Consider the following 15,012-nt stretch of genomic DNA (forward strand, 5'->3'; position numbering starts at 1 on the left):
GGGTTCTCGACAGGTGCTAGCGCAGGCCGAGCGACTTGGAAAGGGTGGTCGCGAAGTCGTCCAGCACGTCAGCCTGTACGGCGGCAAAAGCGCGGGTTCGGTCGCGCAGCGCGTCGAGGGCGGCGGGATCGTTAAGATAGGTGGTCAGCTTGGCGCCGAGGTCTTCGGCATCGGTGACCTCGATACAGGCCTCGTTGGCCTGCATCTCGGCATAGGCCTCGGCGAAATTGGCGTAGTGCGGGCCGTGGAGGACGGCGGAGCCGGCATGGGCGGGCTCGAACGGGTTGTGGCCGCCCACATCGGTGAAGCTGCCGCAGATGCAGGTCAGGGGGCTGAGCGCGTACCACAGGCCCATCTCGCCCAGTGTGTCGGCGAGATAGACGCGGGTCTGCCCGGTGATGGTCATGCCGGTGGAGCGGCGGGCGCCCTCGAAGCGGTGCTCGGCGATCATGCGCTCGATATCATGGGCGCGTTCGGGGTGGCGCGGTACGAGGATCAGGAGCGCGTCGGCATTGCCGCCGGTCATGGCGCGGTGGGCCCTGAGCACGACCTCGTCCTCGCCCGGATGGGTGGAGGCGGCGAGCCAGACCGGCCGGCCGGCGATGAGGCCCTGCATCCGGAGCAGTTCGTCCCGGTCGAAGGGGAGCGGGCCGGCGACGGATTTGAGGTTCATGCCGGCTTCGGCCTGTCTGAGGCCGAGGTCTTGTAGATGGCTCGCGGTGCGGCCGTCCTGGCAATGGATCAGGCGGAAATGATCCATCAGATGCCGCGCGGTGCGGGGGAACCGTTTCCAGTTGCGGGCGGATTTTTCGGAAATCCTGGCGTTGACCAGTGCCAGCGGGACGCCTGCGGCATGGGTCAGACGCAGCATCTGGGGCCAAAGCTCGCTTTCCACGAAGACTGCCGCCGAGGGGCGCCAATGGTCGAGGAAGCGCAGGACCACGCGGCGGGAATCGAGCGGCGCGAATTGATGCGTGGTGCGCGGCGGCAGGCGCTTGCCGACGATCTGCGCCGAGGTGGCGGTGCCGGAGGTTATGAGGAAGGACAGGTCGGGATGCGTGTCGCCCAGATGCTCGATCAGGCGCAGGACCGACAGGCTTTCGCCGACCGAGGCCGCGTGGAACCACATGAGGTCGCCGACGGGGCGCGGTGCGGTGGCATGGCCCTGCCGTTCGGGCAGGCGGTTTGCGGGAATGCCTTGGCGCGAGAGGTTTTCCGAGACGCGGCGATAGGCCAGCCGCTCAAGCAGATTTGCCGCCACGCCGTAAAGACGCACGGGCAGGGGCGCCGGATTGCGGGGCATCAGCCGCCGGTGTGGCTCATGTGGCGGGACATGCGCCCGTCCACGGTCTGACGGGAATAGTCGAAATCGTGGCCCTTGGGCTTGCGGGTGATGGCCTCGCGGATGGCGGCCTCGAGCGGGGCGTCATCGTTCGGCGTGTTGCGCAGGGGCGGGCGCAGGTCGGCCATGTCTTCCTGGCCGAGGCACATGTAAAGCTCGCCGGTGCAGGTGAGGCGCACGCGGTTGCAGCTTTCGCAGAAATTATGGGTGAGGGGCGTGATGAAGCCGATTTTCTGGCCGGTTTCTTCCAGCCGCACATAGCGGGCGGGGCCGCCGGTGCGTTCGGAAAGCTCGGTCAGGGTGTATTGCTCTGCCAGGGTCTGGCGCAGATCGGACAGTTTCCAGTATTGGTCCAGCCGGTCCTCGTTGCCGATATCGCCCATCGGCATGACCTCGATGAAGGTCAGGTCCATGTCGCGGGATTTGCACCATTCGACGATGTCGAAAAGCTCGTCCTCGTTGAAGCCCTTGAGAGCGACGACGTTGATCTTGATGCGCAGGCCGGCGGCCTGGGCGGCGTCGATCCCCTTGAGCACTTGCGGGAGGCGACCCCAGCGGGTGATGTCGGCGAATTTCTGTTCATCGAGCGTGTCGAGCGACACGTTCACCCGGCGCACGCCGGCGGCATAGAGGTCTTCGCTGAAGCGGGCGAGTTGCGAGCCGTTGGTGGTGAGCGTCAGTTCCTTGAGGTCGCCGCTGTCGAGGTGGCGTTTCATGCCGTGGAAGAAATGCATGATGTTGCGCCGCACAAGCGGTTCGCCGCCGGTGATCCGCAGCTTTTCCACGCCCATGCGCACGAAGGTGCTGCACATGCGGTCCAGTTCTTCCAGCGTCAGCAGTTCCTTCTTGGGCAGAAAGGTCATGTTCTCCGACATGCAATAGACGCAGCGGAAATCGCAGCGGTCGGTGACAGAGACGCGCAAATAGGAAATGGCGCGCTGGAACGGGTCGATCAAAGGTGCGGTCATGGGGCAGAACGTATGCAAACCGCCGATGAACGGCAAGGGGCATCTTGGGAATTGATGCCGGCGCGCAGGGGTCATAAGGTGAGTGTATGAAACGATTTGTATGCCTTGTCGCCTGTACCGTCGGCCTGTCGGCCTGTGATATTTTGCCCACCATGCAGCAGCAGACGCCGCCGCCTGACCCCGCGTCCGGGAGCGCCGAAGCCGAGGCGGAGGTGCAGACCGCGGGTGTCGCCCCGCCGGCCAATGCGCGGACCGCCGACGAGTTCGACACCACCACGGAAGAAGAGCGCGCGGCAGCGGTGCAATCTGCGCAGAGCGGCGGTGGCGACCGCGACCTGGGGATCACGGTCGCGTCGCTGGGTGCGGCGTCGGATCCGGGCATCTGGATGAAGACACCGCTTGTCGACAGCCCCGGAAAGGGCCGGGTGGAATACCCGGCGAAGGGCACGACGGTGGCGGTCGATCTTATCCCGCTGGACGCGGAGCCGGGATCGGGCAGCCAGCTGTCGCTGGCGGCGATGCGGCTCTTGGAGGCGGATCTGACGGGGCTGCCCGAAGTGCGGGTTTTCGCGACAGGCGGCTGACCTTAAAGGAACTTCTCGGCTTCCTTGCGGGCAAACGGCTTCATGTGGCGGCCGTTTGCGGCCATGAAGGCGCGCACGCGGTCCGGGTCGTGTTTGGACAGGTCACGCAGCCACCAGGCGACGGATTTCTGGATGAACCACTCGCTGTCCTGCACGTAAGCTGCGGCCCAGCCCAGCACGCGTTCGCGCGCCTCGGCCTCAGCCGGTTTGAGGTTGTTGAGCTTGGCGAGCGGCAGGGTGACGATCATCGCGGCGCGCCTGATCCAGTGACTGTCGGAGGTGGTCCAGGTCTCGACCTCGTCCATGCGGGTGAGGTCGGCCATCAGCCGTCGTTGCCCCGCCGTCATGGCGTGGTCGGCGATGGCCCAGCTGTCGAGGTCGGGCAGCCACGCGGTGATCAGTGCCCAGACGGCATCGTCGGGTGTGATCCGGGCCTGCGTCAGCAGCTTGGCCGCAGCGAGGCGGGCCTCGAAGATGTTCGTCCGCCAGAGTGCGTCGGCCAGCGTGACACGCTCTTCGACAGTGAGCGCGCGGCGCCATTCGGTCGTCAGGTCGTTGATCGCCGGGTTGGGCACGCCGAGATAGTCGCGGGGCACCTTGTGATAGTCCGCCATGCCTTCGGCCCGGCCGGGTTCGGCATGCGTGCGAATCTGATCGAGGGCAGTTTCGGGGGTCATGGGTGCAATCCTTTGAGAAGGTCTATAAAGGCCTGTCCCTCGACACCGCCGGAGCAGGACGCCTGAGCCTCGTCGAAGAGGCGTTCAACCTGATCGGCGGGCATGGATGACAGCGTTGCGCCTGCGTCGATCAGCATCGCGCCGCCCCTTGCGTTGCAGGTGCCGAAGACGGTTTCGAACAGTGGAGTCCGGTCGTAGGTGTTCAGGCCGTTCGGGTCTGCACCGTGTTCGAGCAAAATGGCGAGAAGCCGGTTGTCATCGCCGCCCGCCGCCTTGGACAGGGCGAGATCGCCGTGGGAATCAGGGCGCGAAAAATCCGCGCCGTACGCGCCCAGTATCTCGATCATGCGCAGGAAGTCGGGATGTTCTCGATCGTGTACGAAATTGATCGCATCGACAAAGGCGGGGGACCCGTATTTGTCCGAGGTGTTCGGATCGGCTCCGGCCTGCAGCATCAATTCCACTGCCTCCGGATCGGATCTGGAGACCACGATTTCGCGGAACGGCACGCGGCCATCCGCCAGCGGTGCCGAGAAATCGAACCCTGATTCGGCACAGGTCCTGATGGCAGATAGCGGTGACCCCGCGCCGAACCGCAGGACGCTGTCGGGAGACGTCTCGAACGGACAAGCCAGCGCGGCCGGCGCGGTCAGGATCAGGACGACGAGGCCGTGCGACAGGTAACGCACGTTTCTTATTCCACCGTCACGGACTTGGCGAGGTTGCGCGGCTGGTCCACGTCGGTGCCCTTGGCGACGGCGGTGTGATAGGCCAGAAGCTGGGCGGGGACAGCGTAGAGGATGGGCGACAGGACCGGGTCGACCTGGGGCAGGACCAGCGTCATCCAGGTGTCGTCGGCGGCCGCCTCGGCGCCGGGGGCGTCGGTGATCAGCATCACCTTGCCGCCGCGGGCCATGACCTCCTGCATGTTCGACACGGTCTTGTCGAACAGCGCATCGCGCGGTGCCATGACGATGACCGGCATCTTCTTGTCGATCAGCGCGATGGGGCCGTGCTTCAGCTCCCCCGAGGCATAGGCCTCGGCGTGGATATAGCTGATTTCCTTGAGTTTCAGAGCGCCTTCAAGGGCCAGTGGGTACATGACGCCGCGCCCGAGGAATAGCGCGTTGTCGGCCGTTGCCAAACGGTTGGCGGCCTTGTGAAAATCGGCGTTCAGTTCCAGCGTGTTGTTGATGGTCGAGGGTAGGCCGCGCAGGTGCGACAGCAGGTCCGAGATGCGCGCGGGGTCGAGCGTTTCGCGGTCGGAGGCGGCCTTGAGCGCCATCAGCAAGAGCACGGTCAGCTGACAGGTGAACGCCTTGGTTGAGGCCACGCCGATCTCGACGCCGGCATGGATCGGCAGGGCGAGGTCGCTTTCGCGGGCGATGGAGCTTTCGGGGACGTTGATGATCGACAGGATCTTCGCGGCCCGCCCCTCGCAGTAGCGCAAGGCGGCGAGCGTGTCCGCGGTTTCGCCCGACTGGCTGACGAAGATGGCGCCGGTCCTGGCGGGAACGGGAGGCTCGCGATAGCGGAACTCGGACGCGATATCGACGTCGACGGGCAGGCCGGCCAGTTGCTCGAACCAGTATTTCGCGGTGAGGCAGGCGTAATAGGCCGTGCCGCAGGCCACCAGCGTCAGGCGGTCGTATTGGGTGAAGTCCAGTTCCGGTTGGGGCAGGGTCAGGCCGCCCCCGGCCTCGGACAGGTAGTGGCGCAGGGTATCGCCGATCACGGCGGGCTGCTCGGCGATTTCCTTGGCCATGAAGTGCTTGTGCCCGCCCTTGTCGACATGGGTGCTGTCGATCTGGATGGTGCGGACGGCGCGGTTGGCGCGATTTCCTTGCGCGTCGATGATGTCGAGCGTGGTGCGGGTGACGACGGCGATGTCGCCTTCCTCCAGATAGGTGATCCGGTCGGTAAGGGGGGCGAGCGCGATGGCGTCGGAGCCGACATACATCTCGCCGTCGCCGTGGCCGATGGCCAGCGGGCTGCCCTTGCGGGCGGCGACGATCAGGTCATCCTCGCCATCGAAGAGAAAGCCGAGCGCATAGGCGCCTTCCAGCCGGGCGATGGCGGATTTGGCGGCCTCGACAGGGGTTTGACCCTGTTCCATCAGGTGATGGACCAGCATGGCGACGGTCTCGGTATCGGTGTCGGTCTCGTGCGCCAGCCCGGCTTGGGACAGTTCGCTGCGCAGCTCACGGAAATTCTCGATGATGCCGTTATGCACCACGGCCACCGGCCCGGCCTTGTGCGGGTGGGCGTTGACGGTGTTGGGCGCGCCGTGCGTGGCCCAGCGGGTGTGGCCGATGCCGGACTTGCCGCGCAGGGGCTCGTGCACCAGCAGGTCCGACAGGTTCACCAGCTTGCCGACGGCGCGGCGGCGGTCCAGTTGTTTGCCGTTGATCGTGGCGATGCCGGCGCTGTCATAGCCGCGATATTCGAGCCGTTTGAGCGCCTCGACAAGGATGGGCGCGGCTTCGTGCTTGCCTAGAACCCCTACAATTCCACACATTATCCTGCCTCTTTCGCTTGCTTGGCCTTCTTGGACTTTAGCATTTCGAGCAATTTGCGCGCCATGCCCGGCTTGTTGGCCTGCGGGCTGCGGGCAATGGCGAGCGCGCCGTCGGGGACGTCGCCGGTGATGACCGAGCCCGAGCCGGTCATGGATTCGTCGCCCAGTTTGACGGGGGCGACGAGCATGGTGTTGGAGCCCACGAAGACGCGCGCGCCGATCTCGGTGCGGTGTTTCATCACGCCGTCATAGTTGCAAGTGATCGTGCCCGCGCCGATATTGCTGGCCTCGCCCACGGACGCGTCGCCGATATAGCTGAGGTGATTGACCTTGGCGCCTTCGCCGATGAGGGCGTTCTTGACTTCGACGAAATTGCCGATGCGGGTGTCCTCGGCCAGTTCCGCGCCGGGGCGCAGGCGGGCATAGGGGCCGACGATCGCGCCGCGCGAGACGTGGCAGCCTTCGAGATGCGAGAACGCCTTGATATGCGCGCCGGATTCGACGGTGACGCCGGGGCCGAAGACCACGTTGGGTTCCACGATCGTGTCGCGGCCCAACACGGTGTCATAGGCGAAATGCACGGTCCCGGGGGCCGTGAGGGTGATGCCATCGTCGAGCGCGGTGGCGCGGGAGCGGGTCTGGAAGGCGGCCTCGGCCGCGGCCAGATCGGCGCGGGAGTTGATGCCCATGGTCTCGGCCTCGTCACAGGCGATGGCGGTGGCCGAGAGGCCCCGGTCGCGGGCGATGCCGATGATATCGGTGAGGTAGTACTCGCCCGCCGCGTTGTCGTTGGTGACGGCGCGGATGAGGTCGAAAAGGACGGGCGCAGAGGCGGCGATGACGCCGGAGTTGCAGAAGGTGATGGCGCGGGTGGCCTCGTCCGCGTCCTTGAATTCGACAATCTTTTCAAGCGTGTCGCCGGACATGACCAGCCGGCCATAGCGACCGGGATCGGCGGCCTCGAAACCCAGCACGACGACGTCATGTTGCGCGCGGGCCGCGACCATGCGGTGCAGCGTGTCCTCGGAGATGAAGGGCGTGTCGCCGTAAAGGACGATGGCGTCGCCCTCGTAGCCCGCGAGCGCGGGCTCGGCCTGCGCCACGGCGTGGCCGGTGCCGTCCTGCGTGGCCTGGTGGGCGGTCAGGATGTCGGGGTCATGGTCGTGCGCCGCCGCCGCGACGGCCTCGGACCCGTGGCCGGTCACGACGACGGTGCGGTCGGGGGACAGGGCCGATCCGGCCTGCAACGCATGGACCAGCATCGGCGCGCCTGCGATCTGGTGCAGCACCTTGGGCAGGTCCGATTTCATGCGGGTGCCCTGGCCCGCGGCCAGGACGATCAGGCTGATGCTCATATGGTTTCTCTTTCCTTCCTGACGTGCCCGTTTTATCCGGTTGCGCAAGCCGCGCAAGGCTGGGCCGTATCAAAGATGATTGCGGGATGTGACAGGGACGGGCGGAAAAGTGCCAACCGTTGCAGGATGACAAGAGGGACGAGTGACATGGGTGAACGGCTGGGCACGGTGGTGTTCGATCTGGACGGGACGCTGGCGGATACCAGCGGTGACCTGATCGCGGCTGCGAATGCCTGTTTCCGGGGGATGGGCGAGGGCGATCTGCTGGATCCGGTGGCGGATGCCGGCACGGCGCTGCGCGGCGGGCGTGCGATGCTGACGCTTGGCATGACACGACTGGGGCGGGCGGATGATTTTGCCGAGATCGACCGGCAATATCCAATTCTTTTAAAGGCTTACGGCGAGGCCATCGACACGCACACGGTGTTCTATCCCGGCGCGATGGACGCGGTGGAGAACCTGCGGCTGGCGGGGCATCCGGTGGCGATCTGCACCAACAAGCCCGAGGCGCTGGCGCTGAAGCTGATGACCTCGCTGGGCGTGCTGGACCGGTTCGGCGCACTGGTGGGGGCCGACACGCTGGCCGTGCGCAAGCCCGACCCCGAGCCGTTGCGCGAGGTCGTGCGGCGGGTGGGCGGCGACCCGGGCCGCTGTCTGCTGGTGGGAGATACGATAACGGACCGCGAGACGTCGAAGGCGGCGGGGGTGCCGTCGGTGCTGGTGACGTTCGGGCCGGGGGACGAGGACGTGCGGGCGCTGGAGCCGGAGGCCACGATCGACCATTTCGACGAGTTGCAGGGCGTGGTGCAAAGGCTCTTCGCCTGAAACCGGGTTTCGGGAAAGCGAAATGCCGCTTTTCCACAGGCGCTTCGCGATTGACCTGCGCCGCGCGGGGCCGCAATAAATGGCCATGAGCGAGGTTTTCACACGCAGTTTCACCCAGCAGGAGCCGATCCCCGAAGAGGGGATGCGCGCCGCGATGGAGGTGATGCAGAGCGGGCGGCTGCATCGGTATAACCTGTCGCCCGGAGAGCTGGGCGAAGTGGGCCTGCTGGAACAGGAATTCGCGGCCTATACGGGCGCGAAATACGCGCTGGCGGTCGCTTCGGGCGGGTACGCGATGGCCACGGCGTTGCGGGCGCTTGGGGTCCAGCCTGGCGAAAAAGTGTTAACGAATGCTTTCACACTCGCGCCGGTGCCGGGGGCGATTGCCAGCGTCGGCGCGGTGCCGGTCTTTGTCGGCGTGACGGAAAGCCTGACGATCGACCTTGAAGACCTGGTTAACAAGGCGGGCGAGGCGCGCATCCTGATGCTGAGCCATATGCGCGGGCACCTGTGCGACATGGACCGGCTGGTGGAGGTCGCCTGCGACCACGGCCTGACCATCATCGAGGATTGTGCCCACACGATGGGGGCGGCGTGGAACGGTATGCCCTCGGGGCGGCATGGGCTGATCGGGTGCTATTCGACGCAGACCTACAAGCACATGAATTCGGGCGAGGGCGGCCTGCTTGTGACGGACGATGCGGACGTCATGGCGAAGGCGGCGATTCTGTCGGGATCCTACATGCTGTACGGCCGGCACGGGACGGTACCGCCGGAGGAGGCCTTCGAGGCGATCAAGTACGACACGCCCAGTATCTCGGGCCGGATGGACCACCTGCGCGCCGCGATTTTACGCCCGCAACTCAAGGCGTTGGACGACCAATGCGCGAAATGGAACGCGCGGTACGCGGCGGTCGAGGACGGGCTGCGCGGCACGCCGGGGCTGACGGTGGTGGAGCGTCCCGAGGCAGAGCGTTACGTGGGCTCGTCGATCCAGTTTTTGTTGCTGGACTGGAGTGATGCGGCCATCGCGGAGGTAGTCGAACGGTGCGGCAGACGCGGCGTCGAACTGAAATGGTTCGGGGGCGCGGAGCCGGTGGGGTTCACCAGCCGCTACGACAGCTGGCGCTATGCGCCGATCGTGCCGATGCCCGCAAGCGATCGGGTGCTGAAGGGCATTCTGGACATGCGCCTGCCATTGACCTTCACCTTGGACGATTGCGCACTGATCGCGCGGATCATCCGGGCGGAGGTGGGGGCGGTGCAACAGGCCGCCGCGTCGTAAGGCGGAAAGGTTAATCGCGAATCGGGGCCTGAATACCGCGTCGGTATCGCGTCGGTATGTCCGACTGTATGGCGTCGGTGCCAGTGTCGGGCGCCCAAGGTGAAGGCATCGCGCGGGGAGTGTCCCGGAAATGGCGGGCAGTCGGCGTGATGGCAAGTGTCGGATCTTGAGTATTTTTGGAACAGTGAAAGCGGGTCGGGGGCTGTGCGGAAATCGGGGGCTCAGTCGGGCGCGGGGTCGGAGCGACTGTCGCCGGGAATCGGGACGGTGGAGATCGAGACCTTGGCCGAGCCTTGCGACAGCTCGCGCCCGTGCGAAATGTAGACCAGCGTCTGACGTTGCGCATCGTAGATGCGTTTCACCCGCAAGGTCTTGAAGATGATCGAACGGCTGGCGCGAAAGACGTCTTCGCCATCCTCGGAGCGGTCAATGTCGCCCAGAATGATCGGGCCGGTCTGCTGGCATTCGATGGCGCTGTTGGAGGGATCCTCGAACCAGTTGCCATTCGCCAGTCGGTCGATGAAGCCCCGCTCGAAATAGGCGAGGTGGCAGGTGACGCCCTGCACGTCCGGGTCTTCGATCGCCTCGACGATGATGTCGTTGCCGGCCCAGTCGACGCCGATCTCGCCCACCTGCTCGGCGCGGGCGGGCGAGATCATGGGGGCCACCAGCAAGGCGACCCCGAGAAGTGCGCGGCGCATCAGAACGTGACCGTGCCGTGGGTGCCAACATCGGGCGTGTCGCCCGAAAGGGAGGCGCGGGCAAATTCAAACAGCGACTTGGCATTGCCGTCAGTGGCCCAGACCACAGCCTTTTTCGGGCGCATGCAGACCAGCACGATGTCGTCGTCCTGGCGGCCATCCTCGAACCAGACGGCGGCCATGGGTGACCAGATCTCGTCCAGCTTGGCTTCGCTGGTCTCGACCGACAGCTCCCCGTCGATATCGGCATAAAGCTGCGCGCTGGGGCAGGCGGCGATGAACTTGCAGTTCTCCTTTTCGACTGCGGCGGCGGCGATATCGGTGCCCTTGGCGGTCACGAACCAGATCGCGTCGTCCTCGCCCGTGATCGTGGGGGCCATGGGGCGCGGCGGGGCGCCGGTGGTGGACAGCATCCCGGCCTGAAGGCTGTCGAGGCGCTTCCAAAGGGCTTCTTTCAGATCATCGGACATCGGGTGTCTCCTTTGCTAAACTGGGTGTCAGTGGGCCAACACGTGGTGCGCGGAATCGGTTCCGGGCCGGCGCGGCGGGATTGACGATACGCCGGAGCAGGCCTATAAATGAACAAGTGTTCAATAAATGCTGGGAGGGGTGCAGATGTTCGACGCGGTGATGAAGTTCGACCTAGGCGAGGACGTGCATGCCCTGCGCGAGATGGTGCATCGCTGGGCGCAGGAGCGGGTGAAGCCGTTGGCCGTCGAGATCGACCGGACGAACGATTTTCCCTCCGAGCTGTGGACCGAGATGGGTGAACTGGGCCTTCTGGGAATCACCGTGCCGGAGGAGCATGGCGGTGTCGGGATGGGATACCTTGCGCATGTGGTCGCGGTCGAAGAGGTGGCGCGGGCCTCGGCCAGCGTGTCGCTGTCCTATGGCGCGCATTCCAACCTGTGCGTGAACCAGATCAAGCTGAACGGCAGCGATGCGCAGCGGGCGAAATACCTGCCCGGGCTGATTTCGGGCGAGCATGTCGGCGCGCTGGCCATGTCCGAGGCGGGCGCGGGCAGTGACGTCGTGTCGATGAGCCTCAAGGCCGAAAAGCGCAATGATCACTATCGCCTGAACGGCAACAAGTACTGGATCACCAACGGGCCGGATGCCGATACGCTGGTGGTCTATGCCAAGACCGAGCCCGAGGCCGGGGCCAAGGGAATCACCGCGTTCCTGATCGAGAAGACGATGACCGGGTTCACGACCTCGGCGCATTTCGACAAGTTGGGGATGCGCGGGAGCAATACCGCCGAGCTGATCTTCGAGGATGTGGAGGTGCCGTTCGAGAACGTGCTGGGCGAGGAAGGCAAGGGGGTGAAGGTGCTGATGTCTGGGCTGGATTACGAGCGCGTTGTGCTGGCCGGGATCGGGTTGGGCATCATGGCGGCCTGCCTGGACGAGATCATGCCCTACATGGCCGAGCGCAAGCAGTTCGGGCAGCCCATCGGGAATTTCCAGCTGATGCAGGGCAAGATCGCGGACATGTACACGGCGATGAATTCGGCCCGGGCCTATGTCTACGAGGTGGCCAAGGCGTGTGACCGGGGCGAGGTGACGCGGCAGGATGCGGCGGCCTGCTGTCTTTACGCCAGCGAGCAGGCGATGGTGCAGGCGCATCAGGCGGTGCAGGCGATGGGCGGCGCGGGGTTCCTGAACGATGCGGCGGTGGCGCGGATCTTCCGCGATGCCAAGCTGATGGAGATCGGGGCGGGCACGTCCGAGATCAGGCGGATGCTGATCGGGCGCGAGTTGATGGGGGCGATGGCGTAGGCCATGCGGTTCGGGCGCGCTCCGTGGTTTTTCATCCCGCTTCTGGCGCTTGTCTGCCTGGGCGCGGTGGTCGCGCTGCTGCTGGGCGGACGGTCTGTGACCACGACCGAAACTGCGGTGATCGAGGCGGTGGCGGATCGCTACGTGGCCGAGACCGGGGCCGCGCGAACCGATTGCCACGCGACGCCGGCGCAGTCGGCCGGGCTGTGGCTGGTGGTGACCTGTGCGGGCGCGGACGGCGGACGGGTAGAGTATTTCATCGATCGGTTCGGCGATGTGACCGACCGGAAAGAGATGAAGGGAGGCGTGTAAGGTGCTGGAGCATAAAGATTATGATGCATTGAAGGCCACGTTTTCCTGGGACCTGCCGGCGCGGCTGAACATGGCGGCGCAGGCGTGTGACGACTGGGCGGCGCGCGCGCCGGACCGCGTGGCGATCAGGGACCTGGCGGAGATGGGCCGGGACCTGAGCTATGGCGATCTGCGGGACATGGCGGACCGGTTGGCGCATGCGCTGGTGGCGAAAGGCGTCGCGCGGGGCGACCGGGTGGGCGTGCTGCGCAGCCAGGGCGCCTGGTGTGCCGCGGCACATATCGCGATCTGGAAGATCGGGGCGGTGTCGATCCCGCTGTTCAAGCTGTTTCGCGAGGATGCGCTGACCAGCCGGGTGCGGGACGCGGGCGCGAAAATCGTCGTGACCGACGCGGAAGGCGTTGATATGTTGGCGGTTTTGGCCGAAGTCGAGGCCTTAGTGCCGGAGCAGGCGGAACTGCCGGAGCGCGGCGCGTTCAAGACCGCCGGCACCGGGCCCGAGGATCCGGCGGTGCTGATCTATACCAGCGGCACGACCGGCAGCCCGAAAGGCGCGCTGCACGGGCACCGGGTCCTGACCGGGCATTTGCCGGGGGTCGAGATGCCGCATGATTTCCTGGGCCAGCACGAGGGGGATTGCCTGTGGACGCCGGCCGATTGGGCCTGGATTGGTGGCCTCTTCAACATCCTGATGCCGGGGCTTGCCTTGGGCGTGCCGGTGGTGGCGGCAAGATTGCCGAAATTCAGCGTCGAGGAGTGCGTGAGGATCATCCGGCAAGGGGCTGTTCGGAATGTCTTTTTCCCGCCCACGGCATTGCGGATGCTGAAGGCCGCCGACGAGCGCATCGAGGGCCTGCGCACGGTGGCCAGCGGGGGTGAGCCGCTGGGCGCGGAGATGCTGGACTGGGGGCGCAAGGCGTTCGGGCTGACGATCAACGAGTTTTACGGGCAGACCGAGTGCAATCTGGTGGCCTGTTCCTGCCAGAGCCTGTTCGACCCGAAACCGGGCTGTATCGGCAAGGTGGTGCCGGGGCACGAGGTGGCGGTCTTGAACCCGGACGGAGAGCCCACGCAGGACGAGGGCGATGTCGCCGTAAAGCGCGGGTCGGCCAGCATGATGCTGGAATACTGGAACCGGCCCGAGCAGACCGCCGAAAAGTTCCGCGGCGACTGGATGCTGACCGGCGACCGGGGCGTGTGGGACGGGGAGTTCCTGCGCTTTGTGGGGCGCGAGGATGACGTGATCACCAGTTCCGGCTATCGGATCGGGCCGGCGGAGATCGAGGATTGCCTTTTGACCCATGACGCGGTGGCGACGGTGGGCGTGGTGGGCAAGCCCGACGCCCTGCGTACCGAGATCGTGAAGGCCTATGTGGTGGTGCGGGACGGAGTGACGGCGGATGACGCCTTGGCCGAGGCGTTGAAAACCCATGTGAAAGAACGGCTTGCGGGGTATTCCTATCCCAGGGAGGTGACGTTCCTGGATGCGCTGCCGATGACGGTGACGGGCAAGGTCATTCGCAAGGAGTTGAAGGCGCGGGCCGTGGCGGAAACGGAGGAAGAGGCATGATTGGACGCAGTCTTGCGATTGTCCTGATAGCGGCAGGCGCCGCGCAGGCGCAGGACCCGAGCGTGAACGAAAACACGGTCGCGGCGTGTTTCGACAGCGCCCCGCGGGAGGCGGGCGTGCCGGGCTGCGTGGCCGATGCGGCCAACCAGTGCCAGGCGCAGCCGGGCGGGTCCTCGACCATCGGCATTGTTGCGTGCCTGCAAGCCGAGACGGCGGTGTGGGACAGGTTCTTGAACCGGGAATACAAGGCGACACGGGCGCAGGTGGATCAGTTCGATTCCGGTCAACCGCCTGTTTCAGAGGCACTTTTGACGGCGCAGCGGGCGTGGATCGCCTTTCGCGACGCCGAATGCAGCCTGGCCTATGAGCGCAACCGGGGCGGCACAATCCGGTCGGTCGCGGCGGCGTCCTGCCTGATGCGGATGACGGCACAGCGGTCGTTGGAACTGCGCGACATGCGCGGAGGGCTGTAGGAATGGCATGGCGGCACAACCTGATCCTGCCGCTGGCCCAGGTGGCCCTGTGGCCCGCCATGGCGATGGCCGAGGAGGCGCCGCTGCCGGATTTCGAGACCTGCCTGCGCGGCGAGATCCTGCGCTATGAGCAGGCGGTCGATGCCTTTGCGCCGACCCCGGCGGAGAAGGCGGGCTATCCGCTGGCCAATGTGAACGGGGTGGAGTTTTGCGGCACGATCGGGATCGTGATCTGCGACCGGTCCGAGGAACCGCTGGGCTGTCAGAAGGCGCTGGCGGTGGAGCAGGATATCTGGCGGGCGCGGGTGCTGACCGAGTTGCCGGAGCCGAAAGACGCGGAAGGCGCGGAGGTGGAAAAGCCTTTTGCAGAAGTGCTTTACGAGCAGCTCTTCCACTTGGCGCATGGCATGTCGGCGGGGCAGGATTGTGCCGGGCACAGCCCGCGGATGGAGATGTGGTGCCGGGCGCGCGAGGCCAACGGGCGGCTGCGCGCCGCGGTGATCGCGTGGCAGGTGGCGCGGCACCAGGACATGGTGCCGCCTGCCTTCGAGGCGGGCTGGATCGCCGCGCCCGACCCGGTTCGGCCAAGGTCAAGGCCGGAAGAATGACCCGGGTGATGCTTG

The 15,012-nt window shown here is 65.9% G+C and carries 16 protein-coding genes; 8 read left to right on the forward strand and 8 right to left on the reverse strand.

All coding sequences use genetic code 11. The annotated features are described in order from the left end of the window. Positions 1-16: 16 nt before the first annotated feature. Positions 17-1,303, reverse strand: coding sequence for a 3-deoxy-D-manno-octulosonic acid transferase (locus RBB18_RS02680; RefSeq protein ID WP_306111727.1), 1,287 nt, complete (start codon positions 1,301-1,303; stop codon positions 17-19). Further along, a complete protein-coding gene (moaA, locus tag RBB18_RS02685) occupies positions 1,303-2,310 on the reverse strand; it encodes a GTP 3',8-cyclase MoaA (RefSeq protein WP_274592070.1) in 1,008 nt (335 codons plus the stop codon). Before moaA ends, RBB18_RS02680 begins: the two co-directional genes overlap by 1 nt. 86 nt (positions 2,311-2,396) lie before the next feature. Between moaA and RBB18_RS02690 the strand changes: the two genes are divergently transcribed. Next, positions 2,397-2,894 carry a hypothetical protein gene (locus RBB18_RS02690; RefSeq protein ID WP_170067103.1) on the forward strand — a complete coding sequence of 166 codons (498 nt, stop codon included), beginning with the start codon at positions 2,397-2,399 and terminating at the stop codon, positions 2,892-2,894. A gap of 2 nt (positions 2,895-2,896) precedes the next feature. Here RBB18_RS02690 and RBB18_RS02695 read toward each other — a convergent pair whose 3' ends face one another. From RBB18_RS02695 to glmU, 4 genes are read right to left on the reverse strand one after another with little or no spacing between them, the layout of a single operon-like run. Then, positions 2,897-3,571: a DNA alkylation repair protein gene (locus tag RBB18_RS02695; RefSeq protein ID WP_103761542.1), complete on the reverse strand. Its 675-nt coding sequence runs from the start codon at positions 3,569-3,571 to the stop codon at positions 2,897-2,899. Continuing rightward, the gene (locus RBB18_RS02700) at positions 3,568-4,260 is read right to left on the reverse strand and encodes an ankyrin repeat domain-containing protein (RefSeq protein WP_274592069.1); all 693 of its coding nucleotides are present in this window, start codon (positions 4,258-4,260) and stop codon (positions 3,568-3,570) included. The genes RBB18_RS02695 and RBB18_RS02700 overlap by 4 nt, the downstream gene beginning before the upstream one ends. A 5-nt stretch (positions 4,261-4,265) precedes the next feature. Further along, entirely contained in the window at positions 4,266-6,089 is a 1,824-nt protein-coding gene (gene glmS, locus RBB18_RS02705; RefSeq protein ID WP_306111728.1) for a glutamine--fructose-6-phosphate transaminase (isomerizing), read from the reverse strand. Continuing rightward, entirely contained in the window at positions 6,089-7,444 is a 1,356-nt protein-coding gene (glmU, locus tag RBB18_RS02710) for a bifunctional UDP-N-acetylglucosamine diphosphorylase/glucosamine-1-phosphate N-acetyltransferase GlmU (protein WP_306111729.1), read from the reverse strand. Before glmU ends, glmS begins: the two co-directional genes overlap by 1 nt. Positions 7,445-7,603: 159 nt before the next feature. On the opposite strand from glmU, the gene RBB18_RS02715 reads away from it, so the two are divergent. After that, positions 7,604-8,269, forward strand: a complete 666-nt coding sequence (locus tag RBB18_RS02715) for an HAD-IA family hydrolase (protein ID WP_103761891.1) — start codon at positions 7,604-7,606, stop codon at positions 8,267-8,269. 85 nt (positions 8,270-8,354) lie between these two features. Further along, positions 8,355-9,554 (forward strand): DegT/DnrJ/EryC1/StrS aminotransferase family protein, encoded by a 1,200-nt coding sequence (locus tag RBB18_RS02720; protein ID WP_306111730.1) that lies wholly within the window; start codon positions 8,355-8,357, stop codon positions 9,552-9,554. Positions 9,555-9,775: 221 nt separating this feature from the next. Here RBB18_RS02720 and RBB18_RS02725 read toward each other — a convergent pair whose 3' ends face one another. Further along, positions 9,776-10,255: a CreA family protein gene (locus RBB18_RS02725; RefSeq protein WP_274592065.1), complete on the reverse strand. Its 480-nt coding sequence runs from the start codon at positions 10,253-10,255 to the stop codon at positions 9,776-9,778. Continuing rightward, positions 10,255-10,725 (reverse strand): pyridoxamine 5'-phosphate oxidase family protein, encoded by a 471-nt coding sequence (locus tag RBB18_RS02730; RefSeq protein ID WP_306111731.1) that lies wholly within the window; start codon positions 10,723-10,725, stop codon positions 10,255-10,257. The genes RBB18_RS02725 and RBB18_RS02730 overlap by 1 nt, the downstream gene beginning before the upstream one ends. 145 nt (positions 10,726-10,870) lie before the next feature. On the opposite strand from RBB18_RS02730, the gene RBB18_RS02735 reads away from it, so the two are divergent. From RBB18_RS02735 to RBB18_RS02755, 5 genes are all read left to right on the forward strand, one after another. After that, positions 10,871-12,034 carry an isovaleryl-CoA dehydrogenase gene (locus RBB18_RS02735; protein WP_306111739.1) on the forward strand — a complete coding sequence of 388 codons (1,164 nt, stop codon included), beginning with the start codon at positions 10,871-10,873 and terminating at the stop codon, positions 12,032-12,034. A gap of 3 nt (positions 12,035-12,037) precedes the next feature. After that, positions 12,038-12,346, forward strand: a complete 309-nt coding sequence (locus RBB18_RS02740; RefSeq protein WP_103761535.1) for a hypothetical protein — start codon at positions 12,038-12,040, stop codon at positions 12,344-12,346. 70 nt (positions 12,347-12,416) lie between these two features. Further along, a complete protein-coding gene (locus tag RBB18_RS02745; RefSeq protein ID WP_371931582.1) occupies positions 12,417-13,916 on the forward strand; it encodes an AMP-binding protein in 1,500 nt (499 codons plus the stop codon). Then, positions 13,913-14,389, forward strand: a complete 477-nt coding sequence (locus RBB18_RS02750; protein ID WP_306111733.1) for a lysozyme inhibitor LprI family protein — start codon at positions 13,913-13,915, stop codon at positions 14,387-14,389. The genes RBB18_RS02745 and RBB18_RS02750 overlap by 4 nt, the downstream gene beginning before the upstream one ends. 2 nt (positions 14,390-14,391) lie before the next feature. Then, entirely contained in the window at positions 14,392-14,997 is a 606-nt protein-coding gene (locus tag RBB18_RS02755) for a hypothetical protein (protein ID WP_306111734.1), read from the forward strand. The last annotated feature ends 15 nt before the right edge of the window (positions 14,998-15,012 follow it).

The sequence above is a fragment of the Roseovarius sp. MMSF_3298 genome, assembly GCF_030733705.1.
GTDB classification, from domain to species: domain Bacteria; phylum Pseudomonadota; class Alphaproteobacteria; order Rhodobacterales; family Rhodobacteraceae; genus Roseovarius; species Roseovarius confluentis.